General features: G+C 50.8%; 23 protein-coding genes. 11 read left to right on the top strand and 12 right to left on the bottom strand.

Annotated elements, in window-relative coordinates:
• Nucleotides 1-5 precede the first annotated feature (5 nt).
• The 3 genes from bicA (at nt 6) to C1752_RS14790 (ending at nt 3,671) form a co-directional block, all read left to right on the top strand.
• Nucleotides 6-1,661, top strand: a complete 1,656-nt coding sequence (gene bicA, locus C1752_RS14800; protein ID WP_110986856.1) for a bicarbonate transporter BicA — start codon at nt 6-8, stop codon at nt 1,659-1,661.
• 70 nt (nt 1,662-1,731) lie between these two features.
• Complete coding sequence (locus tag C1752_RS14795) at nt 1,732-2,883, top strand: metallophosphoesterase family protein (protein WP_233501608.1); 1,152 nt, start codon at nt 1,732-1,734, stop codon at nt 2,881-2,883.
• Nucleotides 2,884-3,101: 218 nt separating this feature from the next.
• The gene (locus C1752_RS14790; protein ID WP_110986854.1) at nt 3,102-3,671 is read left to right on the top strand and encodes a DUF2808 domain-containing protein; all 570 of its coding nucleotides are present in this window, start codon (nt 3,102-3,104) and stop codon (nt 3,669-3,671) included.
• Between the two features lie 58 nt (nt 3,672-3,729).
• Here C1752_RS14790 and C1752_RS14785 read toward each other — a convergent pair whose 3' ends face one another.
• The 5 genes from C1752_RS14785 to C1752_RS14765 all read right to left on the bottom strand — a co-directional run bounded on the left by C1752_RS14785 (nt 3,730) and on the right by C1752_RS14765 (nt 9,150).
• Nucleotides 3,730-6,006, bottom strand: coding sequence for a tetratricopeptide repeat protein (locus C1752_RS14785; protein ID WP_110986853.1), 2,277 nt, complete (start codon nt 6,004-6,006; stop codon nt 3,730-3,732).
• Nucleotides 6,007-6,379: 373 nt separating this feature from the next.
• Nucleotides 6,380-7,153: a 2OG-Fe dioxygenase family protein gene (locus tag C1752_RS14780; protein WP_110986852.1), complete on the bottom strand. Its 774-nt coding sequence runs from the start codon at nt 7,151-7,153 to the stop codon at nt 6,380-6,382.
• A 47-nt stretch (nt 7,154-7,200) separates the two neighbouring features.
• On the bottom strand, nt 7,201-7,509 hold the full coding sequence (locus C1752_RS14775) for a hypothetical protein (protein ID WP_110986851.1): 309 nt from the start codon (nt 7,507-7,509) through the stop codon (nt 7,201-7,203).
• A gap of 169 nt (nt 7,510-7,678) precedes the next feature.
• On the bottom strand, nt 7,679-8,416 hold the full coding sequence (locus tag C1752_RS14770; RefSeq protein WP_110986850.1) for a dienelactone hydrolase family protein: 738 nt from the start codon (nt 8,414-8,416) through the stop codon (nt 7,679-7,681).
• 263 nt (nt 8,417-8,679) lie between these two features.
• Nucleotides 8,680-9,150, bottom strand: a complete 471-nt coding sequence (locus C1752_RS14765) for a hypothetical protein (protein WP_146242351.1) — start codon at nt 9,148-9,150, stop codon at nt 8,680-8,682.
• 469 nt (nt 9,151-9,619) lie between these two features.
• Between C1752_RS14765 and C1752_RS14760 the strand changes: the two genes are divergently transcribed.
• A complete protein-coding gene (locus C1752_RS14760) occupies nt 9,620-11,191 on the top strand; it encodes a Ppx/GppA phosphatase family protein (RefSeq protein ID WP_110986848.1) in 1,572 nt (523 codons plus the stop codon).
• Here C1752_RS14760 and ribBA read toward each other — a convergent pair.
• Nucleotides 11,178-12,851, bottom strand: coding sequence for a bifunctional 3,4-dihydroxy-2-butanone-4-phosphate synthase/GTP cyclohydrolase II (ribBA, locus tag C1752_RS14755; RefSeq protein ID WP_110986971.1), 1,674 nt, complete (start codon nt 12,849-12,851; stop codon nt 11,178-11,180). The two genes, C1752_RS14760 and ribBA, sit on opposite strands and share 14 nt — an antisense overlap.
• Nucleotides 12,852-13,032: 181 nt before the next feature.
• Between ribBA and argC the strand changes: the two genes are divergently transcribed.
• Complete coding sequence (gene argC / locus C1752_RS14750) at nt 13,033-14,085, top strand: N-acetyl-gamma-glutamyl-phosphate reductase (RefSeq protein ID WP_110986847.1); 1,053 nt, start codon at nt 13,033-13,035, stop codon at nt 14,083-14,085.
• 54 nt (nt 14,086-14,139) lie between these two features.
• Nucleotides 14,140-14,538 (top strand): hypothetical protein, encoded by a 399-nt coding sequence (locus tag C1752_RS14745; protein ID WP_110986846.1) that lies wholly within the window; start codon nt 14,140-14,142, stop codon nt 14,536-14,538.
• Between the two features lie 32 nt (nt 14,539-14,570).
• Here the strand turns inward: C1752_RS14745 and C1752_RS14740 are convergent, their stop codons facing one another.
• Nucleotides 14,571-16,256 carry an OmpA family protein gene (locus C1752_RS14740; RefSeq protein WP_110986845.1) on the bottom strand — a complete coding sequence of 562 codons (1,686 nt, stop codon included), beginning with the start codon at nt 16,254-16,256 and terminating at the stop codon, nt 14,571-14,573.
• Nucleotides 16,257-16,633: 377 nt separating this feature from the next.
• On the opposite strand from C1752_RS14740, the gene cofG reads away from it, so the two are divergent.
• Nucleotides 16,634-17,671 carry a 7,8-didemethyl-8-hydroxy-5-deazariboflavin synthase subunit CofG gene (cofG, locus tag C1752_RS14735; RefSeq protein ID WP_315865263.1) on the top strand — a complete coding sequence of 346 codons (1,038 nt, stop codon included), beginning with the start codon at nt 16,634-16,636 and terminating at the stop codon, nt 17,669-17,671.
• On the opposite strand, the gene C1752_RS14730 is transcribed toward cofG, so the two are convergent.
• Nucleotides 17,625-19,085 carry a GTP-binding protein gene (locus C1752_RS14730; protein WP_110986844.1) on the bottom strand — a complete coding sequence of 487 codons (1,461 nt, stop codon included), beginning with the start codon at nt 19,083-19,085 and terminating at the stop codon, nt 17,625-17,627. The genes cofG and C1752_RS14730 overlap by 47 nt on opposite strands.
• A 186-nt stretch (nt 19,086-19,271) precedes the next feature.
• On the opposite strand from C1752_RS14730, the gene C1752_RS14725 reads away from it, so the two are divergent.
• A complete protein-coding gene (locus tag C1752_RS14725; RefSeq protein ID WP_110986843.1) occupies nt 19,272-19,793 on the top strand; it encodes a hypothetical protein in 522 nt (173 codons plus the stop codon).
• Here the strand turns inward: C1752_RS14725 and C1752_RS14720 are convergent, their stop codons facing one another.
• From C1752_RS14720 to C1752_RS14710, 3 genes are read right to left on the bottom strand one after another with little or no spacing between them, the layout of a single operon-like run.
• Nucleotides 19,794-20,747, bottom strand: a complete 954-nt coding sequence (locus tag C1752_RS14720) for an MDR/zinc-dependent alcohol dehydrogenase-like family protein (RefSeq protein ID WP_110986842.1) — start codon at nt 20,745-20,747, stop codon at nt 19,794-19,796. It abuts the gene before it with no gap.
• A gap of 31 nt (nt 20,748-20,778) precedes the next feature.
• Nucleotides 20,779-21,684: a cobalamin-binding protein gene (locus tag C1752_RS14715; RefSeq protein WP_110986841.1), complete on the bottom strand. Its 906-nt coding sequence runs from the start codon at nt 21,682-21,684 to the stop codon at nt 20,779-20,781.
• Nucleotides 21,684-21,902 (bottom strand): ssl0294 family protein, encoded by a 219-nt coding sequence (locus C1752_RS14710; RefSeq protein ID WP_110986969.1) that lies wholly within the window; start codon nt 21,900-21,902, stop codon nt 21,684-21,686. The genes C1752_RS14715 and C1752_RS14710 overlap by 1 nt, the downstream gene beginning before the upstream one ends.
• 89 nt (nt 21,903-21,991) lie before the next feature.
• Here C1752_RS14710 and C1752_RS14705 point away from each other — a divergent pair, with 89 nt between their 5' ends.
• Nucleotides 21,992-22,486 (top strand): OsmC family protein, encoded by a 495-nt coding sequence (locus C1752_RS14705; protein WP_110986840.1) that lies wholly within the window; start codon nt 21,992-21,994, stop codon nt 22,484-22,486.
• Nucleotides 22,487-22,887: 401 nt separating this feature from the next.
• Complete coding sequence (locus tag C1752_RS14700; RefSeq protein ID WP_110986839.1) at nt 22,888-24,597, top strand: calcium-binding protein; 1,710 nt, start codon at nt 22,888-22,890, stop codon at nt 24,595-24,597.
• 86 nt (nt 24,598-24,683) lie between these two features.
• Here C1752_RS14700 and C1752_RS14695 read toward each other — a convergent pair whose 3' ends face one another.
• Nucleotides 24,684-25,331, bottom strand: a complete 648-nt coding sequence (locus tag C1752_RS14695; protein ID WP_110986838.1) for a methyltransferase domain-containing protein — start codon at nt 25,329-25,331, stop codon at nt 24,684-24,686.
• 53 nt (nt 25,332-25,384) lie between these two features.
• Here C1752_RS14695 and C1752_RS14690 point away from each other — a divergent pair, with 53 nt between their 5' ends.
• Nucleotides 25,385-26,482, top strand: a complete 1,098-nt coding sequence (locus tag C1752_RS14690; protein ID WP_110986837.1) for a histidinol-phosphate transaminase — start codon at nt 25,385-25,387, stop codon at nt 26,480-26,482.
• Nucleotides 26,483-26,904 lie beyond the last annotated feature (422 nt).

Here is a 26,904-nt window from a genome sequence, read left to right as displayed (position 1 = left end):
ACAGTATGCAGCTTGTAAATCGAATTCACTTCAGGAACTGGCGAGGTGATTTATTCGGTGGTTTGACGGCAGCCGTCATTGCGCTGCCGATGGCCCTTGCGTTTGGAGTTGCCACAGGGGCTGGAGCAACTGCGGGTCTCTACGGAGCCGTTTTGATTGGCCTGTTTGCGTCACTATTCGGAGGCACTCCCGCTCTGATCTCAGAGCCAACGGGGCCAATGACGGTGGTGATGACAGCTGCGATCGCAAATCTAGTAGCCGCCAATCCCGAAAATGGTCTAGAGCTGGCCTTCACAACCGTCATGATGGCAGGCCTCCTGCAAATTGGGTTCGGCCTCTTAAAGCTAGGTCGCTACGTAACGTTGATGCCCTACACCGTGATCTCAGGCTTTATGTCAGGGATCGGCATCATCTTGCTTATTCTACAGTTGGCCCCTTTTCTCGGGCAGCCAGCCCCTCCCGGTGGCGTCATTGGAACGCTAGAGCAACTCCCCCAGATCTTAAGTAACATCAACCCGATTGAGACGCTGCTGGCCGGCCTCACGGTCGCTATTATTTTCTTTACGCCTAATGCTATCTCACGCTGGGTCCCCGCACAGTTGGTGGCATTATTGCTGGGCACTTGCGTCCCGCTACTCTTCTTTCCGAATCTAGAGCTGCGCCAAATTCAAGATTTAGGGGAATTTAGTACCCGTCTGCCCTATCTGCATACACCCACCTTTAGAACCAGTCAGCTCCAGATGATGCTCACCAATGCAGCTGTGCTCGCCATGCTGGGTTCCATTGATGCTCTGCTGACCTCTGTAGTGGCTGACAGCTTGACACGAACAGAGCACGACTCAGACAAAGAACTGATCGGCCAAGGTATCGGGAATTTGGCCGCAGGACTGTTCGGCGGCATTCCTGGTGCAGGAGCAACAATGGGAACCGTCGTTAATATTCAAGCAGGCGGCAAAACGATACTGTCAGGTCTCATCCGAGCGCTGATTCTGGTGATCGTCGTGCTCGGTGCAGGGAACCTCATGCAGTCTATTCCCTTGGCAGTTTTAGCGGGTATCGTCTTCAAAGTAGGGCTAGATATTGTTGACTGGGGCTTCTTGAAGCGTGCCCATAAGATCTCCAGTAAAGGAGCCCTAATCACCTACAGTGTTATCTTTCTAACCGTCTTTGTGGATTTGATTGTAGCCGTCGGCGTCGGGGTCTTTGTCGCAGATACGTTGACGATTGATCGACTCAGCAAGCTGCGCTCTAAGGGGGTAAAAACCATCACCGATGCCGATGACGAGATTGACCTGAGCGATCAGGAAAGACGGCTACTCGATCAGGCAAAGGGACGGGTTTTAATCTTTCAGCTCAGCGGTCCTATGATTTTCGGGGTCGCGAAAGCTATCTCGCGCGAGCATCAGGCCCTAGAAAACTGCGACGTGCTGATTTTAGATTTAACAAACGTGCCTCACTTGGGCGTCACCTCTTCTTTGGCATTGGAGAATGCGCTGCAAGAGGCAGCAGAGAAGAATCGCACGATCTTTTTAGTAGGCGCAAAAGAGCAGAGTCGCAGTCGCCTAAATCGCCTAGAGGTGCTGAGTTTGATTCCAGAAAATCGTCGGTTGCAAAGCCGAACTGAGGCTCTAGAGATAGCTGTGGGGCTGGTCAACGTGTAGCCTAAGAGCAACAAACACACCGACAGCTTCTCGTAAAAGAATTTTGGTATAAAAAACGTAGATATAACCTGTGGGACAGAAAGCCATGCCGCTTAATCGTCGAAAGTTTTTGCTGCTCGGGGGCACAACGATAGGATTAGCCACTAGTGCCGCGGTCCGTGGCCTAGACCGCAAAAGTGCGTCCCAGGCCAATCACAATCTTTCCTCCGCTCCACAGACATCGCCAAGTCCGGCGCCTCAGGGGGTGTTTGCTCCTCAGCGGGGTGATGTTCGTCTGATTGTAATCAGCGATATGAATAGCCAGTATGGGTCAACCACCTACCGCGCTGAAGTAGAAGCAGCAGTAAAAATGCTGCCGGATTGGCAACCCGATCTCGTCATTTGCGCCGGAGATATGGTGGCTGGACAAAGCCTCAAGCTCTCACAGCAGCAAGTCCAGTCCATGTGGGATGCTTTTGGTCAAAAGATTTTGCAGCCGATTCGCAAAACAGGGCTTCCCTTTGCTTTGACGTTGGGCAATCATGATGCTTCTAGCTACCGTAACCCTAACGGCAAATATGTTTATGCCCTCGACCGGGAAGTTGCGAACAGCTATTGGAGCCACCAGGAACCAGGACTTCAGTATGTTGATCGAGCCGACTTTCCGTTTTACTACAGCTTTCAGCAGAACGAGATTTTCTACCTAGTCTGGGATGCATCTTCAGCAAATATCTCTGATGAAGAACGAGTCTGGGCAGAACGAAGTCTGGCCAGTGATGTAGCTCAGCAGGCCAAGATGCGGATCGTGATTGGGCACCTGCCTTTTTATGCCGTGGCTCAGGGACGCGATCGCGCTGGGGAGATCTTAAACCGTGCCGATGAACTCCGGTTACTTTTAGAAAGACACAATGTACATACGTACATCTGTGGACACCACCATGTATATTTTCCAGGTCGTGCTGGAGAGCTAGAGATGCTTCACACAGGGGCGCTGGGGAGTGGACCACGGTCATGGCTAGGGTCAAATACAGCACCCATTCAAACTTTGACCGTCGTTGATATTACATTGGATACCCAGACAACATCTTATACAACATACGACATGGGTTCTTTGGAGATCGTAAAAACAGAACAGATTCCTAGATTGCTGGTCGGTCCCAACGGCAGAGAACTGCGTCGTGACCTAACCCTTGCCGATCTGACGCCTGAAGAAAGTAATCAACAGCACGTTCTGAGCAAGTAAAGGCTCTATGACTCTAGCAAACGACACAGGGACCACATTGCGGCACTTGTGTTCCGTTCGTAGATAACGCGCAGGCACTCGCCAATCACTTCATTACTTGTGGCCGTTCTTCCATGAATTTGATTCCCTCAGGTACTTTTCATCGGAAGCTCAGAACAGTTGCGTAACCTTTGGTTTAGCAACAGATACGTTAATAGATTTCTATTTGAAAAGAGAAAATGAAAAATCCCAAATACGGTAAGGATAGGTTGCTGTTTCCGTCTCTTCTGGTGGCAGCACTATACATCGGTGGCCCCCTATCTATCTCTGCTCAAGCAGTACAGCTAGCCAATGGAACAGTCCATTTTGTCCAAGTCCCCAGGCTGCTCGGTGCAACCGTTGATTTTAAGTCTGTTCGAATCCCTCGACCGAGATATGATTTTCAACTCTCTCTACCAGATTCAGCTCAAGAATCGCTTAGGCAGGTAACGTTTGCCCAAAGGGAAGGATTTGACTCGATCTCTTTCAACTTGAAAGATACCATTGCCTTCATTGGGAAAAATCGCAAACAGCTTTTGCCACTTAAAAATGTTGAGGCAGATCGGCAAGGTAAGGTTACAGTTACGTTTGAGCAACCGATTCCACCGGGCACTGAGTTTACGATTCGCTTAAGAGCCAAACGCAACCCTGATACCGGAGGGACATACCTCTTTGGGGTAACAGCATTTCCAGATGGAGAGAAAGCGCACGGACAGTTCCTGGGCTTTGGACGACTCCAATTTTATGAGGGAGGAGACAGCGGTTTCTAGAAAATATAGCCCCTTGTCTAAGACTGCGGGGAAACAGAAAAGGAGACCGTTTAATGGATTAATCTTGCAAGGCTTTAATCATACCTTCCGTACTGTCTACTGAGGATTGATCTCCCTGAGTCTTGTACAGAGCTATGGCAGTCTCAAGATCACCGAGAGATCGCTCACTATTACCAAGCTTATCTTGAGCGACGCCTCGGATTACGTAGGCAACGGCCAAATCAGGCTGTTTCTTAATCGTTTTATTGAGCATAGGGAGGGCTTCGGTGTACCAAGTATCACCGGTCAGCATACTCTGGCGGAATGACGTTGCCAGAGCTTTCCCAAACTGGACATCTTGCCGACCGGCATCGCGCTGCAGGACTTGATCAAAATCTTTAATCGCCTGGTTATAGTTAGACGCAAAAAAGTTGAGATATCCTCGTTTAACAGAGGCTTCTGTTAGGGCTGGATTGAGTCGCAATGCATCTGTGTAATCGGCCCGCGCCAGATCATAAAGCGAGAGGTTCTTGAGCGCGTTACCGCGAAGATAGTAAGCATCGGCATCTCTAGGATCTAGAGTGATGGCTCTTGAGAGAACTCGTGTTGCTTCTGTATGGTTCCCTTTCTTCATAAAGGTTTGGGCCTGGTTGAGGTAGTCTTTTTTATAATCAATCGCCCTAAACTTGCGTTCTAATGAGAACACAGCTTGAAAACTACCTGTTTGCTCCCCATATATTGCTGGGACATAGCCCATGGCTTCACGAACTTCAATGTTTTGGATGGTATGGAGAGAACGCTTCTCTGAGATCGCTTTTGAAATTGCGATCGCAAGTCCTTCCCCAACACCCACATTAAGTTCAACAATCCGGCCCGCTGTGGTTCCAAGTCCGCCAAAACCAGATGCCGGCCCTAAGACCGCAAGATTCTGGCGTTCTGTGGGCAGAGTATGGCGAAACCCATAGTTAAAAACCGGAAGCTGACGAAAGTTTAAAGATCGTAGAGAGGATTGCTGCACCTGTTCATCCAATCCGTCAATGCCCCCGCGATCATCTAAGTGATAGCCAAAGGTGCCTAGCGCTTCAGAGGCGGGAACCCCCCCAGCAGTCATTAGGGTCGCTGACAGCTCATCCAGGGGATTGGCAATCTGCCCTGCATTGCGGACATACAGTTCATCCATCACCTCAACATGGGTCATACCGAGGCGCTCAAACAGGGCTTTTATTTGGGTCGCAACCTCCAGCATCTCTACCGTGGGCTTTGCACCTGAGGTACTCAGGTGCCGAGCTTGCTCAGCATTGGCGTAAAACAGCAGAGCATTAAAGCTGAGTCGATCGGGTAAAACAGCAATGTTGGCCCGATCAAATAAGAAACCTGAAGATTTGAGATCATATTCACGCCCCAATCGGCCATGCATCGCAATACTAAAGGCCAGGGATCGGACATCGGCAGAATCTTCTGTCCCGGTATAAAGCAATTTCGGGTCACTGCCTTTTTCGATCAGAGATTGAACTAGATCATGCCCTTTCGCTTCGTTCGGACCGCAGGCAATCGCCAACCACTTCTGCGCTTCAGCATCGTTGGGATCAGTAAACCGCTCAATGAGCTTTGCTTCCGTCGCCTTTAACTGTTCAATATTGACTCCGTAGAGTTCAAAAACAAGGCCGATGCTCAGGGTGCTATCGGGAAACCCCAGAGCTTCAAGGCCCTGCATCATTTCGACACCACTAGCTTCAGCTAACTCTCCACTCTGGCTCGCATCGACAAACTGCGTCGCGGTGTAGGTTTTTCCACTCGCCGTCAAACTACAAACTAGATTGCCCGCACTCTTAGCAGCCTGTAGTTCTACATTGCCAATCACATCAATGTTTTGCCCATTCAAGGTCCGCTCAAAACCCTGAGCGACGGTGAAGCGATCGAGGGCAATGGTTTTGACACGTCCGAGACTCAGGAATTCTTGATACAGGCGGTTGGGCTGACCAAAAACACCATATTTAGAACGCTTTTCCTTGGGGACTTGATTGCGATCAAGATAGGCCAACCCTCCTCGAACTAAATGCCCCCCAATGCCGTTGTTAATGTCACCTTCTGTGATCAGGGCAACCCGACTTTGCTGTCCCCGCGATCTAAGTTCTCGCTTTACCTTCAGTGCGGTCATCACCCCAGGGACTTCATCCCCAAACACAATCACATCGTATGGGTTAGCATCTTCAACGACCGGACAGGCTGATGAGCCTGGGATAATTTTGTCTAATTTTAACGACGGAGAACTTGTTTGAGCACTGACGGGTAGCGTTAAAGCAAAACTTGTGATCAGAGGTATGCCAAGACAGAAAAACGAGGGTAGATGATTCATTGAGTATTATCTATCTAATGCGATAGCCTTCTAAAGGCACTGCGAAATGAAACTACGTGTTGGGAGTTTATTTAGCAGAGCCGAAGTAATCGCAGCATATAGAAAATGCGAAATTTAGTCTTATATATTTCTGCCGAATCCATTAAGATCTTGCGATATGATTTTGCCGCTGGCACCGGCCCTTGAGGTAGTAGGGTGAGGGCCTTGCCGCCCCTAGCTTCTAGTCACGCCTTTTGGTCATCGCTTAAGAGGACGCCAATATTCTGCTTGTCTTGTTTTACAGATCCATCTCGGCGGTAGAGTCTATCATGAATAGAAACCCTGTTCTCCTTGATGCGGGGTAGTTTATGTGAGTGACTCAGCATGACAGACTTTACAATTTGTCTCGCAATCGTCTGTCATCCTCTACAGCATTACTTCCCAAGGTGTTGTTGGGGTTGACGGTTCCCCTGAGATACTGAACTGCTGGATAATGAGCAATGAGGACAGTCCGGCTTCCTTCCCTCCCTAAATCAGCGATTTGGGCAGGTTGGACGCTATGAAAGACCTGATTATCATGCCACAGCATTGCGTGACCTTCGTTCAAAATAAAAGGATTGATGAGTAAGCGCTGTCCTTCGAGGTCAGCATAGATAGCGTTTGCAGCCCCTTTAATGTTGTCGCGCTGTAAACAGACCAGCATGGCTCGGTCAGCACCATCAGAGTGAATGCCCTGCCCCGTTAAGCATTGGCCCTCATTTTGGGCAGTCACATGGCTTTCCTGTACCTGTACTAAGACAGGTTCATTGTCAGGAATGCTGTAGGTCGACTTGAAGGCATTGAGCACTTTCTTCGTCGCATCACAGTTGATAAATTGTTTGGGCATCTCCCGATAGCAGCGCTTGTACCCCCCGGAAAAATCATTGTATTGGTGGGGCTGAGTAAAGCAATGCGCTTGAATTTGGTACCATTCTCCACCGATGCACAGGACGTATGCAATATTTTTTGTGCGGGCCGTGAAGTAATCTGAGCTTGGGTCAGGGCCTAACTCACCGCAAGACGAGATTAGCTCTTGCGCTTCAGTCTGGTCCAATAGTGGCAGAGCAACGGCCAGGGTATTTTCGAGTATCTTATCTGGCGCGATCGTCAACTCTTGTACGTGCTGCATGAAAGCCTCCTTGAAATCTCTCGGACTTGTTCACACTTTTGAGAGAGTTAGCGGAAATGGGGATTGTGATGAAATTTCTGGTGGCCGACGAACTTCTTTTTGCCGTGAAACTTGTCGTGACCATGGTGGATCCTTTTGACTTTCTTAAAACGTTTCGGGCTGTGATGGAACTTCTTGTGGCCGTGGTGGCCCTTCTTGAATTTCTTAAATTTGAGGGCAACCAGTTGCGTCTCTGACTGATTTTCAAGGGCGTGGTCAAGTGTCTTCGCTGTAACTGTACGACCTGTCAATAGGCCAAGGGTAACTACGGCTAGTCCGACAAGAGCGGTGTTGATCAGATGGCTTTTGTTGTTCATTATTTAGTTCTCCAACCTCAATGACTTCAATCTACGAGGGTTGTCTGAGAACCAAGTTATCCGTTTCTATGCGTGGGCGACGAACTTGCTGAGGGTATCGGTCTAAGTCGCTGAGAAAACTATGAGCAATGTGCACCCCAGACGGTCAGAACATCTGGTAGAAAAGACTTCAAGCCAACGCTCGCTTCAAAAATTCAACGGCTTCACGCCAAGCTGCATCTGTTGCGACGGGATCATATCGATAGCCATCATCCCGCATGAAGGTATGGTTCGCTTCAAACAGTAATGTCGCGTGACTAACATCTACCTTGTCCAACGCTTGTAGAATCTGCTGCCGCCCTTCAGCCGGAACGTGGGGATCTAACGTGCCAAAAACAGTTAAGACTTCTGCGTCTAGTTCATCGAGGCGGTCAATGGTATCGGCCGTTCCTTGCCCCAGCCTGCCATTGTGAACACCAGTGGGATAGAAACAGGCAGAAGCCTTTACCCCAGGCTGGAGCGCGGCCCTCAAGGCCAAATGCCCTCCAATGCAGAAGCCGAATGTGCCTAGCTTCTCAGCAGCCACGCTATCTTCAGACTTGAGCCATGCTAAGACAGCCTGGGCATCGGCATCATAGTCTACTATCGCAGTCCGCTGGGCATCATCATTGCCCCGGAGTCTTCCCAAATCATTGGGTTCAATTACGGTACCAATGGGTTCAAGACGATGGAAAATTTCGGGAGCTGCAACGACATAGCCATATCCAGCAAGGCGATCGGCCAGCAAAGTAATGGGTCTGCCGAGTTGATAAATATCTGAATAGAAGAGAATTCCGGGGTATTGGCCTACTGGTTCTGGTGCGGCGACATAGACGCGCATCAGACTCTCACCTACAGTTAGACCGATGTTGCGCTTTATGATTTGCACGATAGAAAGCCTAGTTTGGGTCGGTTCCTACTGTATCGAAAGACTTCGATAGTGACAAAGCTCTAGCCCTCGTGAATTCTGGGAACTCTGATGGGCAGATCGAGATCTGACTCTGGAATTCGCGCCAGGTTGCGGAGGAAATCGTCAACAGCTCAGAGATTGCTTAACCCTGAAGATATTGTGGGAGAGGGTAACTTATTCGAACAATTGAAAGACGCGTTTCGTAAAGCAAGCGCTAGCAAGAACATCAACAACCTCCGGTCCTACTGGATGTTGTTAGTTATTCCATCAAAGACTGAAAATATGGTGGTTCCAGTTATCTCTGTAGAGAGCGGATTTTGGACAGATGAGCTTTGGGGTTCAATCCCTATTTCTCCAAGGGAAAAGTCAGATCCAAGGGTCAACCACTCGTCTGGTACATCCTGTTCGCCAGGAAAATCAGTGACTTGACTGACGATGCCATTGAAAGCTCTTTCAGAAAAGGTTATGGCATCATTGGATGATAATTCATCCTGGATAAAATTTTGAATGGCTAAACTCAGAGCCTCTTCACCCACGACAATCGAATTGGTCTCCAAACCAGTAATGGGATCTAATATGCTAGGCGTCTCCTCTTCAACGGATGTCTTCTCAGTTGAAGCGCCAAAAAGGAACTGAAAAGCAGCAACGTCAATAGCTTCAGAGTTTTCTTGGTCAATTGTTTGGGGTTCGTTTGCCAGTAAATTCGTTTTCATTGTCTTGGACCACTGCAACTGCATTGATTACAGAGTAGAAAGATAGGATGAGACACCCCTGATCTGACTCTGTGATGAGTTCTATGGATGTCTGAGGAAGTCGCTTAAGTATTCTGAGAAAGCTGAAGGCTCCATCAATTTGAGAGCATCAGCGGGCTTTTGCTCCCCGTCTGCAACGATGGTGGGATGAAGCTGTCCTTTGGGATGTGCGATCGCAAAGCTCCCCACAGCACACAGAATTTGAGAAAGTCACTCAGGAATTGTCGAACTTTCGACGGTCAGCTTGGAACTATATTGTTATAGACAAGCGCTAGAGAGTCCTGAGATGCCTCAACACGACAGCCAAGACCTTACTGACCTTACTCTCCCAGCAAGTCCGCTCTACGAATAAATGCTGACTCTGCCACAATTGCAGCTCCAGCCCATTCAGAGCTGACACAACTCATTACAAAAAAGCTACCGGAAGCTAATGAAACTAGCCGCGATCGATATTGGCACTAATTCTATCCACATGATTGTGGTCAAGGTGCTGCAACAGCGAAACTTTGAGGTCATTGAGCGCGAGAAAGAAATGGCAAAGCTTGGGGCCGGGGTATTTGCCACCAATCGGCTCAGCGATCGCGCCTTCAAAACGGGCCTTGACACAATCGAGCGCTGCGTTCAACTGGCTGACCAACTGGGCGTCGATGAGATTCTGACCGCTGCCACCAGCGCCATTCGAGAAGCGCAAAACGGCGAGGCATTCTTAAATGAGGTTGTTCGCCGCACCAAGATTACGCCGCGCATGATTTCTGGGAAAGAAGAGGCTCGGCTAATTTTTCTGGCTGTACGGAATGCGATCGCACTTGCAGACCAAAACGCTCTGGTCTTAGATATTGGCGGCGGCAGCACCGAAGCCGTGGTCGGGAATCGGAAGGAAATTTTGTTCGGTACCAGTATGAAGCTTGGCGTCCAGCGACTCCTGGATATGTTTGATGACCAAGGTCCCATCGGAGACGAAGCCCGAGGCGTATTGGAAGCCCACATTCGTTTCTTGGCGAAACAGACATTGGCAGAAGTCAAGAAAATTGGGTTCACTCAAGTTATTGGCACCTCAGGTACGATCCGTACCCTTGGAGAAGCGGCCTATTTAGCGAATCATGAGCAATCCCTACGCTCCGTCAACGCTGAAGTCATTCCCATAGAGAACTTACAAGACATTACCCAACAGCTCATCGATCTCAAACCCGGTAAGCGAACCAATATCGACGGCATCAGCGAGAAGCGGACTGACACGATTCATTTGGGAGGGGTTTTGCTGGTGCAGCTCCTGCAGATGGCAGAGGCAAAAGAACTAACCCTCTGTGATGCTTCGCTGCGAGAAGGGATGATTTTAGATTACCTAGAGCGGCATTCCCAGGACGTAGCGGACTTCCCGATTCAGAAGAGTCTGCGCCACCGGAAGTCCGCTCAGCTTGTCCAAAAGTATGATGCTGATTGGGACAGCAACAGTCACATTGCAGCTTTAGCGCTACAGCTCTTTGAACAAACCCAGGAACTACATTCCTATGGCGACTTTGAGCGAGACATTCTTGAGTACGCGGCTTTGCTGCATGATATTGGTCAATATCTTGCCTTCAAGAGCTATCACAAAACCTCGCGTTATATCTTAGAGCGATCCGATCCCCGGGGGTTCACCGACGAAGAGATGCTGCTCATCGGTCATGTGATCCGCTACCATCGCAAAGCTCATCCAAAGACAAAGCACAAAAAGTTCAAGCGCTTATCCGATAGGCAGCGCCAAATAGTCTGGGTGCTGGCGGGTCTACTCAGAATTGCAGTGGGTCTAGACCGGACGAAGAATCAGCTTGTTAAAGCCGTCTCAGGTCAGGTCTCAGGTCAGACTCTTGAAATCACCCTCTTGGGCACCGAAAATGCAGAGCTAGAACTATGGGCCGCTCAAGATGAATGCGCAGTTCTAGCGCAGGCTTTGAATCTTGACGTGATTCTCAAATCTGAATCCGGGACAGTGACGTCAGCAGGAGGATCTAATCAGCGTTGATGGTGGCGCTATAAATCACCTCAGTTTTTAACTGTCGACAGACGGGGAACGGTAAATGCTGGTAGTCAACAGCTTGCCGGTCCAGGTTAACCCGCAGGTTTTTCAGAGAGTCTGCTCCTGCCGAGACTAGAAATTCAATACAGCTAATCTCAGGCCAAGCATTCAAGTCCTTAAGGATATGGCACACGGCCTGCAGGTAGGGATGCTCGGGCTGTTGATACCAATCGCCCGAGGCTAATCCCGCCTGATCAAGCCCCAGATGGACAATCAGAGAAGCCTGCCGGAAAACGGCAGTCGCAACCGGCCTAACCTCTTCCTGCAGGAGCAAGTGCTCTGTGTCGGCGAGCTGACGAAATTTCTCTAGACGGTCATACCGCTGCGTCACATCTGGCTCATCTCGCCAATGAACCGCCACCGTCATCAAGAAGGTCTGCAACAGCATATGCCCTAACTTTTCTGCCTTAGTGCTGAGGTAGGGCGAATTAAACGTATTGGCTTCAATGAGCAGAGGGACACGCTCCGTCACCTCCAGGCCATATCCCCGCAACCCAGCAATTTTGCGCGGGTTATTGGTAATCAAGCGAATGTTATGAATACCCAAGTCGTTGAGAATCTGAGCGCCCACCCCATAATTCCGCAGGTCCGCTGGGAATCCCAACTTTTCGTTAGCCTCCACTGTATCCAAGCCCATATCTTGCAGGGTATAGGCCTTTAACTTGTTAATCAGACCAATGCCTCGCCCCTCTTGACGCAGGTAGACGACAACCCCCTGCCCCGCACTTTCAATCATCTTCAACGCAGCCTGAAGCTGCATGCGACAATCACAGCGCAGCGAACCAATCGCGTCCCCAGTCAAACATTCAGAGTGCACACGCACCATCACGGCAGTATCGGTGAATGCCCCAGGATCGCCTTTCACAATAGCAACGTGATCCGAGTTATCGAGGGTATTCCGATAGCCATAAATTTTGAACGTCCCAAACTCGGTGGGCAGGTCTGCAATCGTCTCCCGATGGACAAAGCGCTCATGCTGCAGCCGGTAGCTAATCAAGTCAGCGATACTAATGATCTTCAAGTTATGTTGACGGGAATAGTCAAAAAGCTGAGGCAGCCGAGCCATCGAACCATCTGCATTCTGAATTTCACAGATGACACCTGCCGGATAGAGACCGGACAGACGAGCCAGATCAATGGCAGACTCAGTGTGACCCGCACGGGTCAGAACACCACCCGTACGCGCCCTCAACGGAAAAATATGGCCCGGTCGCTGCAGATCGGTGGGCTGAGAATCGGGATTAACCGCCACCTGCATGGTTCTCGCCCGGTCTTCCGCAGAGATGCCGGTGGTGACCCCTAGATGGGTGGCTGCATCAATGCTGACGGTGAAAGCCGTCTGGTTGCTATCGGTGTTGCGCTCCACCATCAGCGGTAGCTCTAGCTGATCTAACCGCTCACCCGTCATCGCTAGGCAAATCAGCCCCCGTGCTTCCACCGCCATAAAGTTGATCATTTCCGGGGTGGCAAACTGGGCGGCACAGATCAGATCGCCTTCATTCTCGCGGTTTTCATCATCGACCACAACGATGGCATGACCCGCCTTGAATTCCGCTAAGGCAGATTCGATAGAGTCAAACTGAAGAGAGTCGCTAGTCGCAGCCATGAGAAAAAGGTCGTTAAGATTTCTTAACATCATTCTAATCTGATCGCGGCCCTACCTGCACCCGCTTCACCGTTAGATTTTTGCATTCAGAATCAAACTTTGGTACTACAATGCACCAATGCTATCAATGCACTAGCAGCCCTCTGCTGCTGTAAAACACTATCTGCAAAGGATATAGATCATGGGTTCCCAGGCACGGGTCGGGATTGTTGGGGCATCGGGGTATGGTGGCATCCAGTTGGTTCGCCTGCTGACGGAGCATCCCAATGTCGATTTGGTCTTTCTGGGTGGCGAAGGGAGTGCTGGCAAAGCCATGTCAGAGATCTATCCCCATCTGCATCATCGGGGGATGGGAGATATTGAGCTGGTTAACTTAGAAGAGATTGCCCAGCGCGCCGAGATTGTGTTTCTGGCTCTGCCCAATGGTTTGGCAGTCAAAATGGCCCCAGAGCTGGTGGAAAAGGGTTGCAAGGTTCTCGATCTATCAGCGGACTATCGATTTTCTGATTTATCTACTTATACGCAGTGGTATCGAACCACGCATCCTCGGCCTGAAGTAGCAGAACAGGCCGTCTATGGACTGCCGGAACTGTATCGAGATCGCATCTCCAGCGCCCAACTAATTGGCTGTCCGGGATGCTATCCCACCGCGAGCTTGCTAGCTTTAGCGCCCCTCCTCAAGCAAGGTCTAATTCAGCCGGAGAGCGCCATTATTGATGCGAAGAGCGGAACATCAGGCGGTGGCCGACAGGGAAAGCTGAACCTCCTTCATGCTGAGGCAGAGGGAACGCTGGGAGCCTACGGGGTAGCACGCCATCGACATACACCAGAGATTGAGCAGATCTGCAGTCGTTTGGCAGGCAATGAAATCATGGTGCAGTTCACGCCCCACCTCGTTCCGATGACACGCGGGATTTTATCAACGGTTTACGCCACGCTGCGCGATCCGGGGTTAGTCACTGAAGATCTGCTGACTATTTTCAACGTTTTCTATCGTCATGCACCCTGGGTACAGATTTTGCCCAGTGGCGTCTATCCGCAGACCAAGTGGGCTTGGGGAACCAATCTCTGCTACATCGGCATTGAGGTCGATCAGCGCACCGGTCGCGTGGTGGTGATGTCCGCCATTGATAATTTGATGAAGGGACAGGCCGGTCAAGCTGTTCAGTGTCTTAACCTGATGATGGGCTGGCCGGAAGATTTGGGCTTACCGAAGCTGTCGTTTTATCCCTAGGAGCGGGATTGAGGGACAATAGAGCCGGTCTATATTTTCACTAAGGGGCAAGCAGTGGTCACGGCCTGGATAGTTTTAGTTGCGATCGCACTGACAATCGGTGCGGGTTTAGGAGCAATGCTCGGTTCCGTCAACCTCTCGCAGGGAACGACGCTGGCGGTGGTCACGGGCATGGGGGCGGTTCTATCTAGCGGCTGGCTGGCGCGTCGGTTCTTGGATTGGATAGAGCAGCAGCGGCCTGAAACCTGGAGGGCCATTTCTATTCGCACCGGGTTTATTTTAGGCGCCATCAACTTAACGGTGGGCTTGGTGTTGGCAGTGATCACCGTTTGGCGAGTCATCTGGCCCACCCAAAGCTGGCCTTGGATGCTGCTTGGCAGTGGCCTGGGTCTGTTAGGAGCTAGTTTAGGCGGCCTGATTGCAGTCAGAGCTGTATCTGAAGCGAACGGTTAGCCGCTGTCGAGCAGCAGGAACGCTCAAAGACACTATCGTGAGCTAACGGTTTGAGAATCAATGCGAACCAGCCGAATTTCAGTTCGCTGATTTTGAGGATCATCTGGGGATATATTTGGCAACGGTTCGCTGAAGCCTTTGCCCTCGGCACTAATATTTTGCTTGAGCCCTTTATTTTTTAGGTACTGAGCAACGACATCTGCACGCTGCTGGCTGATGATCTTATTTGTTTCAGGATCTCCAGTTTTAGAGGTGTGACCAATCACCCGTACAGCCACCGTTTCTGGGTTGAATTCAGAAATTTCCGCTGCCAGCTGATCCAGAACCTGGGTGCCGTTGTCGGCCAATTGCGTTGAAGCAAACTCGAACCGAACCTGCTGGACATCCAGGTTGCCAATATTCGGTGCATCCTGAATTTGGCGGGTGCTGACGGCAGCTTGAGGGCTTCCCTGACCGGCAACAGCTCCCTCTAACTTCGCCGCCAATTCGGGATCGTCAGCTCGAATCAGGCTAATCAGGGTTTGTGTATTTTTCGCCGCCTTAGCCAATGGCTCAGGGTTATACAATTTCTGTGGTTCTGCAGGCACGGCATCTAACTGTCCTGAGAGAACTAGCACAGATGCGATCGCATTAATCCGCTGCGTGAGCGTCCCCTTCTCCATCCATGTTTTAGACTCTGCGGCTGTGAAAAAATCAATCCCGTCTAAAACGGCGGCGGCATCCTCAGGCGCGAGATCGCCGTCTTCAGCGATCTGCTGCTGCAGTTCTGCCGCCGAGCGCATGTTGGTGTCAATGCGGCGGTAGTAGGTTTCTAACAGGTTGGAGACCTGCTCTGGCTGGGATTGAATGACGCGGTCAGAGGCCACCAACACATCAACGATTGACTTAGGCGTGTCTCGACTGGAGAGTACTACCGTATACCCCTGCTCGCGCGCCTGCGTGACAAAGGGTTCCCAGAGAATTGCGATCGCAACGTTTTTAGACGGCTCTTGCATAACCGCCCAAGCGTCAGAGGCATCGGCAACCTCGATTAGATCAAAATCAGACAGATTAAACGTATCGAACTTGGTATCCAGAACCAACGCTAAATATTCGCTGGGGGTATCTACTGCATAGACAATACTCGGCTTTTGGCCCTTCGCCTTCGCCTCATCCACCAGCTTCTTGAGATCGAGCAAAGACTTGAGCTGGGGATACTTTTTGTTGTTCAATACTGCGGCATCGGCCCCAATGGTGTTGTCGATCATGCCAACAATCTTGCCCTTGGGCTTGTGGCGTAGAAATTGATCGAGCGTGGTCACTAGAAAGTCAGCTTTGCCGTTGCCCAGCGCCGCCGCTCGGGCCGATTGATCAAACTCATCTTCGTAGTTGAGCGTAGTACCCGACTCTTCGAGGGCGCTTTGGAAAGCCCCATTGCGAAAGGTACTGTACCCGCTGAACGTATCGCCTAAAAGCGTCAGTTCAGGACGGTCTACAGTCCTAGATGAAACCTCTGCTGAGCGATCAGTATCACCTAAAATCAAGGGCAGCATGATGTTCTTTGCTAAGAAGTATCCTCCTGCAATGAGCACGCCATAGGCCAATAAAACTGGAGCAATGGAGCGGAGCCGGTTGGGCTGGCTCAATTTTCGACCACAGTTCTCACATTGTTTCGCGGTAGACGCATTGCGACCATATCCGCACTGGGGACAGGTAACAGGCTGAGACTCAACAGGCATAGGAGATCTTGGTACAAAAACGATGGATGAAACGTATGAGGATAGGCCGACTGCCTTATTTCTTTTTTCCTCAGAAAAAACTCAACAGAAGAGCAGCTCGCCCCTTGCTGAATCTTTACGCATTTACCGATAGCAACCCCACTCATCGATTCATGGAATTTTTCCGTGTAAAGGATCCTTTAATTCCATCCCCCATCAATGTTAGTTATTAGCTTAATCTGAGTTCTGCACAAAAGTCTGTTTTCAAGCAGACAGAGTTGAACAAAATACGCAATTATCGAAGGCGATCACGAAGAAAAGATCCCTCTTCACAGCCAGCGGGAACAGTTTCCGCTGTTCGTAGCCAACGACAGAGTTTATTTGAGACAATAGGGGCTGTGCGCCACTCAAGTTTTGTTTTGCCAAGCCAGTCTCTCCTGTCCCAACAACAAATTACCTACAGCCCTGCCTACACACTCGTGCCCACCTATGAGTGCTTCAATCGGTGCACCTACTGTAACTTCCGGGTCGATCCCGGCCAGGATGCATGGCTGACGCTGGCGGATGCCGAGCAACGTCTGCACTCGTTGGCGGGACGGGGGATCATTGAAATCTTACTGCTCAGTGGCGAAGTCCACCCTAGTAGTCCACGGCGTTCAGGCTGGTTTGAGCATCTTTATCAGCTCTGTGAACTGGCGCTGAACCACGGATTTCTACCCCACACCAATGCTGGACCGCTCAGCCACCCTGAGATGGAACGGTTGCGTTCGGTGAATGTTTCAATGGGTCTGATGCTAGAACAGCTTAGTCCTAAGCTCTTGGAGACCGTCCATCGTCACGCCCCCAGTAAGGAGCCTAATCTGCGTCTGCAGCAGCTAGAGTGGGCTGGAGAGCTGCAAATCCCGTTTACGACGGGCTTGCTACTGGGTCTCGGGGAAACGGAGGCCGATCGCAGAACGACGCTAGAGGCAATCGCCACCGTTCATCGTCGCTGGGGCCATATTCAAGAGGTCATTTTGCAGCCCCATAGTCCTGGAGAGCGGCAAACCTGGGAAGGTGAGGCGTTTAGTGCTGAGGATTTAGCTAAGGTCGTTGCGATCGCAACCCAAATTCTCCCCCCCGACATTACGATTCAAGTTCCCCCTAACCTGATTGAGACCCCCAATATTCTCATAAATTGCCTCAAGGCAGGAGCCAGAGACCTAGGAGGCATCGTCCCCCGCGACGAAGTCAACCCCGACTATCACCATCTCTCTCTTGAGCAGCTATCGGCAACGTTGCAGACTGCAGGCTACGAGTTAACCCCTCGCCTGCCGGTCTATCCCCACCACGAAAGCTGGCTAGCGCCTAGACTCCAAGCCGCTGTTCAGCAGCACCGTGGGCAAATCACTAAGCCCGTGACATCGGATCGAGTTTCTGACGCAGCTCCGCTTTAATGCGATTGAGAATATAGGTCTGATCTAGAGATTCCAGAATCTCTGTCACCACCGTCTTCGGCCCCTGCGGCCCCCAGGATGCACCATTGCTGAGGTACTGTTTGGTCACCTGCCCAATACTGTAGGACGATACCCCTGCCACCGCCGCCTGAGTAATCGCAACCGACAGATAGGGTACCAGTGATGCCCCACCCGTGACCGGTGCAGCAACGCCCAGAATTCCCTTCAGAGAACTGAGTCCAAAGGTTGCCAACAGTTCAGTAGCGCTGATGCCCCCCATTGCCACCGCAATGTTTCGCAAGAGGCCCACGGCCCCCTGCTGAGTCATAGAAATACCGTAGAGCTTTGACAGGGTGAGAATCATAGCGATATCAATTACGGCACTGCTGAGGATATCAACCAGAGTGATCGGGTTCAGTGCGATCGCAACCCCTTTCGTCATCACGCTCTGCCAAATAATCTGATTGGCACTCCGGTCTCGGATTTCCATTTTCCGCTGCACCACCTGCTCATGAATCTCATCGGCGTAGAGCAGCGTATTGAGAGCCACTAGCGCCTTACCTTCCCGATTGAGAATTTCTAGAATCTTCAGCTTTAGATCCGTAATTTGAGGCGGTCCCGGCACCAGTTCAGCCCCGAGGCTACCGTCTGCTCGCGTCACGGCCTTCGCCATGAGAGGGGCAGCTGACGCCATCACAATCTCGTCGGGGGAGAGCAGTTCTCGCACCCGGTCATCACGAATTTTTTCATAGATGAGCTGTCGATCTGCCTCAGGATACTGATCGACCTTATTGAACACCAGCAGCAGCGGCTTACTAGCCTGCCGCAGGTTCGATAGCGCTTCATACTCGACCTTGGTCAAATCACCCGCAATCACAAATAGAATCAGGTCGGCCTGCTGAGCCACGTCTTTAGCCAGTTGCTCCCGTTCCTCTCCAGCAATCTCATCAATGCCGGGGGTGTCAATGAGCTGGACTTGCGATCGACCATTGCCTGCCAGAGAGACGCGCACTAAACCATCAGCATTTTCAGCCACATCCCAACGAGCCTGCTGTGTGGTTTGAGTGACGCCGTGGGTCGGTCCCGTCGCAAAAATAGACTGCCCCACCAGCGCATTCAGCAACGAAGACTTACCGCGACTAACGAGGCCAAACACCGCAATATGAACCACCTGATTTTCCAACTTATCCAGCATGGACTGCAGGCTGGCAATTTCAGACTCCAGCCCCGCCTGTTCTCGCCGCGACAGATCTAGCTTCTGCACCAGCATCTGTAAAGACTCCTGTGCATGTTGGTAGCCCAAATCAGATTGAATGCGCTCAAAGTCCTGAATCGCCTGCTCAAGATCAGACTCTAGCTGTATCAAGTCATCTGTCGGGTTCTGGTTTCGGCTATCAGGAGCATCAAGAGGCATTAAAGTTCCATTCTTCGAAAGAGGTACGCAGGAGCGTTACTAAAGTATCTCTAGAGTAGCGCCTGTCGATTTTGGCAAACGACTTTCAAGCCCGCAGCTCCAGAAAACACTGTCGCGAGGTATAGCCTTTAATTCGGGCAAGTACATTCGAGCGATAGACTTGAAGCTATTAATCATCTAAGAACAATGCCCACCCCAACACCACCGACCACTCGTTCAAAGCAAGCTCCTTGGGTTTGGGGTATTGTCGGCTGCAGCGTTATGGTACTGCTTGGCTTCGCGGGCTGTGTTGCAGGAGTTGGCTATTTCGGACAACGGGTGTACACAGAGATTCAGAAGCCTGTCAATGAAGATGACATCGTCGCAGCGCTAGGGGATATTCCCGTCTACCAGCCCAGCAAGTTTGATCCAGAGTTAACGAAAGTTCTGAGAAGCTCCACGGCGATTCTGCCGGACCGCTTAGTGGCGACTCACGCAGCTTTTCGCTCGCCAGATCCAGAAGATACAGTGATCGATTGGTATAAGACTGAAATGTCAGAACTGGGCTATGAATCTAGCGATACAGAACTTGGATTTATACGTCAGGTTCAATTCGAAAATGGGCGCGACAGTCTACTTGTACAGCTACAGCCAGATTCAGAAGGAGCTGAAGGCAGCTCAAGAATTTCGCTGAGCCTTTTTCAGCCCCTTCAGTCTCAAGAGAAATAGTTAGCCCATCTGCAGCAAGACCTTCAAGGTTCCGCGCTGCTGGGCCTGTTTAAACGCCATCAATCCCTCGGACAATGGATATTGAGCATGAATCAAAGGCTGGACATCGACCTGTCCCTTTTCTAAGACTCTCAACGCCTTAGAAAAGGGTCCACATCGAGATCCCACTACTGTAATTTCATCGACGACTAACGCCGAAGCATCTAGGCTGAGATTGCCAGCATAGGTGCTTTTCATCACTAGAGTTCCCCGAGGGCGGAGCGCCTTGCGTGCAGTTTCAAACCCTGCTGGATTGCCGGTGCAGTCCACAGCGATGTCAAAGCTACGGTTTTCGATAGATTCTTCGCGAGTGGTTGAGATTCCCAAGGCTTCGAGATGGGCCAGTTTTTCGGGGTGACGACCGACCACCCGCAAATTACAGCCCGTTAGCGCTAGGGTTTGAGCGATGAGTTGCCCCAGCTTACCGTCTCCGACGACTAAGATGCGATCGCATCTCTCAATTGCAACCTGCTCCTGAATCTCTAGCGCCGCCGCAATCGGTTCTGTAAACGTCGCCGCCTCCGTAGAAATTGCCTCCGAGACCAAATGAAGATTCTTCGCCGGCAGCGTCAAATATTCTGCAAACGCTCCATGGTGATTCATAATCCCAAGCACCGTCCGATTTTCACAGTGCGTCGGGCAGCCGATTTGGCAATAGTGACAGACACCACAGGCCGCATTAATTTCACCCACCACTCGCTGATCGATCAGATCAGCAGGCCCCTGCTCCACCACCCCAACAAACTCATGGCCAATCACCCCCGTATAGGGGTAGTAGCCCCGCAGTAGCTCCAAATCGGTATTGCAGATGCCCGCGCAAAGCACCCGGACGAGAGCCTCCCCCTCTGCGGGCTGGGGTTGGGGCAGATCAGTACAGAACTGGAGTCGTTGATCTTCTAGCCAGAGTCCTTGCATCGTATCGTCTTCATCAGCTTACTCTTAAAATCTAAAGCCGTTCCCAGCCCTGACCGCCATAGACTGACACCGGCTCTGGGTGGAAAATTTCACACAGCAGCTCCGCCGAATCAACAAGGCGCGGACCCGGGCGATTGAAATACTGATTACCATCCGCCAGAAAAACCTGTTGCGCCTGCACAGCCTTCAGCTTTCCCCAGTGAGGATGCTGGATCATATCCTGAGCAGCCCTCCGAGTTTGCTCCAAATCAAAACCACAGGGCATCAGCACCATCACATCAGGGTTAGCCGCGACCAGCGCATCCCACGTTAGCCACGGAGAATGCTGCCCCGTTTGCCCCAACAAATTTTTACCACCCGCAATTTCGACCAGCTCTGGCACCCAATTACCTGCAGCCATTAACGGATCGGTCCACTCGATACAGGCTACCCCTGGACGACTAGCGTACGTCCGATTCTGACAGACATCCAAGCGAGCCTGCAGCGCAGAAAGCAAAGGAGTTGCATCCACTCCTAAAGCCGCAGCAACACGCCGGATATCCTGCCACACATCTCCCAGAATTTGGGGCTGAAGCGAAATAATCTGCGGCGAATGATTCGTCAGTTGAGCAACGGCATCCTCAACCTCAGAAAGACTAACGGCACACACATCACATTGAGCCTGAGTGATCACGTGAGTCGGTCGTAGCTGCTCTAGCTGTTCGAGATCAATCCGATAGATGCTGAGCGCTGCCTGCAGTAAATCTTCAACTCGATCATGAATCTCTCGACTGCTGCCCTGGGGATCAAGGTTAGGAGCCGTACAAACCGGCAAAGACTCAACGGCAGGGGGAGCATCGCATTCGTGCGAACGCCCCACCAGGCAATCTACTAATCCCAGCGCTGCCACAATTTCAGTCGCGCTGGGGATCAGCGAAACAATGCGCAGCTCAGCCACTAGTCAATACTGATGGACTGGGGACCACCATTCTTGCTGCTGTCGAAATTAGAAGCAGCAGTATCAGAGACAGGCTTACCCGTTTCCTTCTCTAGCCAACTCTTCACCGGATCATCTGCAAGGTTGAGACGAAAAACGCCCGACGTAAACCCGCCCATGAAGGCCAAAGGCTTTTGCAGAAACTCTTGAAACAAAGGTGATAATTCGTCGAAAAACATCAGTCGTATCCACAGCATCAGCGCAACGTCTACCATGTTAAAGCGTTTTTTGCTCTGTTGGCACAGCGATTCTTAGCGAGGCACTAGAGATGGAAGCATCAGATACAAGCCATTCCTACAGGGTTGGTGTGCAATGGACAGGTAATTTAGGCACAGGAACCCGAACCTATACTGGCTACGAGCGTGCTCACGTCGTTCAGGTCCAAGGCAAGCCCCCACTTCTGGGTTCATCAGATCCACAATTTCGGGGCGACGGCAGCCGATACAACCCCGAGGAATTGCTCGTTGCTTCTCTGGCAAGCTGCCACATGCTTTGGTATCTCCATCTCTGCGCTGAAGCAAGCATTGTCGTGACAGACTACTGCGACGATGCCGTCGGCAAAATGATCGTTCAAAAGAACAGCAGCGGATGCTTTGCGGAGGTACGTCTTTTCCCTCAAGTCACAGTTGAGCAAAGCGCTAACGCACTACTAGCTGATCAGCTTCATGATCGAGCCCATCAGCTCTGTTTCATTGCTAATTCTGTCAATTTTCCCGTACACATTCAGGCAGCAACTATTCAGAAGCAATCAGAAGTGATATAGAATACCAAATCCAAATCCAAATTAACCCAACAAGCTCATAGCGAAACAGTCAGACTGGGCGCAAAAAGCCTTTGATGCAAGGAATTCATCTATCTGGGGCACAACACAAAGCATCTTATTTTTTAGAGTTAGAAGCGGCAACAAATCAAATACCGCCCTAATTTTTATTGGTGCTGAGCACAAATCAAAGTAGGCGACCTCAACAAAAAGCCTTTACTTTTCTAAAGTTCAAACATTTTGTCTCAATATATAAAAATTGAGCAGAGAAAAATTCACCAGTCCTTCACGGCCTTAATTATAAATTTAGTGAAGTTTTGTCAGAATTTGACAGAAGCTAAGAACTCAGGGCAAGTAGCTCTCTAGTTTGATCGATATGTAAATTTTGTGAGTGGAGGTAAATTATGCCTAGAACCAATGGAACGGCTGGTAAGGATACGCTCACGGGGGGAAATGGGAAGGATACTCTATTTGGTGGTGCAGACGGAGCTGATCTCCTAGATGGCCGTGGCGGGAATGATCGGCTCATTGGCGGAAATGACTCCAGTGGTGGTGACCGTGTTTTTGGTAGAGCGGGTAACGACAGCTTGTTGGGGTGTACAGGGGATGACTCACTGTACGGCGGTCGTGACAATGACACCTTAGATGGAGGAGATGATCGAGACTTTCTCTCTGGTGAACAAGGCAATGACATGTTGTTCGGTGGCAAGGGCAACGACACCCTCAAGGGCGGAGTGGGGAAAGATACGCTCAATGGCGGTGAAGGAAATGACTCGCTCTGGGGTGAAGCGGGCAACGACTCGCTCTGGGGAGGCGCAGGCAAAGATACGCTTTACGGTGGCGACGGAAACGACATCGTTAATGATGGAGACGGTAGCAGTAAGCTTTTTGGCGGAAACGGCAACGACCGTCTTTGGAGTGGAGCAGGTAACGATACGGTCAAAGGTGGCGATGGCGCTGACACCCTAAATGCAGGCAGCGGCAACGATATCTTAGACGGCGGCAAGGGGAACGATTCTCTCTTTGGAGCAGACGGTGCCGATGTTCTCTATGGTCGCGGCGGAGATGACACTCTAATCGGCGGTAACGATTCTGCTGGCGGTGACCGAGTCTATGGTGAGGCAGGTAACGATAGTCTACTAGGCTGCACAGGGGACGATTCTCTTTATGGCGGTATCGGCAACGACACCCTTGATGGAGGCGACGACAAGGATCTTCTGATCGCCGGTAGCGGTAAGGATAACCTCTACGGCGGCAAGGGCAATGACACCTTAGATGGTGGCGATGACAATGACACCTTAAATGGTGGCGATGGCAACGACGTGCTCTGGGGTAAAGCAGGCAACGACTCACTCTGGGGAGGCGCAGGTAAAGATACGCTTTACGGCGGCACTGGGGACGACTTTGTCGGCGATGGCAGCGGTAGCAGCTTGCTGTTCGGGGGAGACGGCAATGACCGTCTCTGGAGCGGCGACGGGAACGATACGCTAGATGGTGCCAGTGGCGCGGACAGTCTAAACGGCGGCAACGGCAATGATGAATTGAAGGGTGGAAGCGGTAGCGATTCCCTCTTCGGGGGCAATGGCTCTGACCTGCTGCGCGGGAGTTTTGGCAACGACACTTTAATTGGCGGCAATGAATCCAGCGGTGGCGATCTCATCTTTGGTGACGCAGGTAATGACTCACTTCTGGGCTGCACGGGCGATGATTCGCTCTACGGCGGCAGCAACAATGACACCCTTAAAGGTGGTCTAGATAATGACCTACTCGTCGGTGGACGGGGACGTGATGTGATTGCGGGAGGAGCAGGAGCTGACACCATTCGGTTTAACTCTGCGACAGAAGGCCCAGACATCATTGAAGGCTTTTCAGTCGCGGATGACACTGTTCAAGTTGTTGCCAGTGGTTTCGGAGGACTAGCGACCGGAGGGTTGGCTGCCAGTGCATTTGTTCTGGGCACAGGGGCAAGCGACGGTAATGATCGGTTCATCTACAATCAAGGTAATGGCAGATTGTTCTTCGATGCCGATGGCAGCGGTGGTCAGGGTCAAACCCTAATTGCCACCTTCTTAAACCGTGCGAATCTCACGAACAGCGATATTAAGATCATCTAATCGATCCGAAAGGCATCGCTACGCAAGATAGAAACCATCAAGAATGAAAGGTAGGGCTGTATTTCTCAGCCCTACCTTTTAAATTTCTATGCTGCTTTTGTGGCAGTGACAGCAAGGAAGGGATCGCTTGTCCCAATATTAAATAGGGCCAGAATAGCGTTCTCTTCCGGTCGATTGACGATGGCTTCTGGAGAACCGAAGCCCTTAATGGATTCGAAGTAGGTTTTGACCATCTGCAGATGCTCTTGATCGCCTGATTCCCGCCATGCCTGAATGGCTTTGTTAGGAAACATTCGGTTGGAGAAGCTAACAATGGCAGCGCCCCCAACCGTCAAAACTCGATGAATTTCACTAAACACGGCTTCAGGATACTGAAGATACTGCACCGATACGGCAATCAGAACAGCGTCAAAGCTCTGGTCTGCTAGCGGTAGCTTCGGATTCTCGTTGAGATTTTGCACAAAGTAGTGATCTAATTGCGGATTTTTGGCCAATTCCTCAGCGTTGAGGCCGTGACCTTCGACATGGCTGTAGGTGACGTCTTTCGGCAGGTGAGAGACCCAACTGCTCATTAAATCCAGGACGCGAGCGTTTGTGGGGATGCGATCGCAATATAGCTGCGTCAGTTGTTCAATGAACCGATCATCAACATGGGTCACAAAGCGAGGATAGTCGTAGAATAAATCGTCCTGAGTCTCGTCGAGTTTGGTACGCTGATGGGGCTGCAGCAACATAATTGTGAGTGGCCTAGGGTTACTAAGAAATATTAACAAACAGGTTTAGGGCTATGCTGCCGTTTATTCGTTCAGATCTCGCTCAACTCACGGCCTATACACCTCATCCTGAATCGGCGGAACAGCCCGCTCAAGTGGATCAGTTAGACACCAACGAGTGTCCCTACGATCTGCCAGAGCCTCTTAAGGAGAAGCTAGCCTGGAACTATCAGCAACAGATTTCAGCTAACCGATATCCAGATGGTGGTCACTTAGCCCTCAAGCAAGCCATTGCTGCCTACGTCAGTGAAACGAGCGCACTCTCTTGCTCAGCAGACGCGATTTCCGTGGGGAACGGGTCTGATGAGCTAATTCGCTCGTTGCTGATTGCGACTTGCCTGGGAGGGCAGGGTTCTATATTGGTGGCCGCTCCTACCTTTTCGATGTACGGCATTTTGGCCCAAACGTTAGGCATCCCGGTGGTGACGGTTGATCGCCATGATGATTTTTCAATGGATCTAGAAGCAGCTCAGGCTACAGTTTCAACACCAATCAACGCTCCGATTCGCACTGTGTTCGTCGTGCATCCCAACTCTCCGACCGGGAATCCACTCACGACGACAGAGATCGAGTGGTTAAAAAGTCTGCCGGAAGAGATTCTGGTAGTGGTAGATGAAGCCTATTTTGAGTTTTCGCAGCAGACGTTGGTGGCAGAGGTGCAGCATCGCACGAACTGGATCATTCTGCGAACCTTCTCTAAGGCTTTTCGATTGGCAGCGCATCGGGTGGGATATGCGATCGCAACACCTAAACTCACCAACGTTTTAGAAAAAGTACGGCTCCCGTACAATCTACCGGCAATGTCTTTGGCTGCTGCGGAACTGGCAATGTCTCAACGGCAAGAACTACTGCAGAACATTCCTGAAGCAATCTCAGAGCGAGATCGTCTTTATCAGGCCCTGGCTCAGTTCCCGAGCCTACAGCTTTGGCCCAGCGCGGCTAACTTTATCTATTTGCGAGCCTCTTCAGCAGAAGCGACGGCTAAACTGGCTCAAGATCTCAAGCGTCAGGGCACCTCGATTCGCCACACTGGGGGCGGTCTTCGCATTACCGTTGGTTCGCCTGAGGAGAATCAGCGAACGATTTCTCGCATACAGATAGCGCTTGAATAGCAATGACTTTCGTCTTACACATTAGCTTGGACTAAAACAGCTTTTGCAACGTGAAAGAACAAAGACAAAGACATCTAGATAAAAAATAGCTTCCTCAACGGTTGCTCATATAAGCAGTGCAAAGTGGCGCAAGCTTTTCAATGTATTAAGAGAGTTCGAAGGATGATTAGGCGGATTACAACTGAAGTTTATTAATGATGAGCGTTTTTTCCGCTGCTTTGGAATACCAGGCCCATATAGTGAGGGTGAAGTTAGTTTTAGAGATGAAATGCCAGCGCCTTACACACCTTTTAGAGAAATAGAGTTTTTACTGATTCCAAAGACATTTCAAAATCCAAAGGCAGACCCAAGCCGCCCTCTACCAGATATACCTAACGACATAGATTTATTAACTTCATTATTTAAAGAATTCCGCCAGTTTT

The sequence above is a fragment of the Acaryochloris thomasi RCC1774 genome, assembly GCF_003231495.1.
In the GTDB taxonomy this organism is placed as follows: Bacteria; Cyanobacteriota; Cyanobacteriia; order Thermosynechococcales; family Thermosynechococcaceae; genus RCC1774.
The sequence above is the reverse complement of the archived record's forward strand: the minus strand, read 5'-3'. Positions and strand labels throughout refer to the sequence as shown.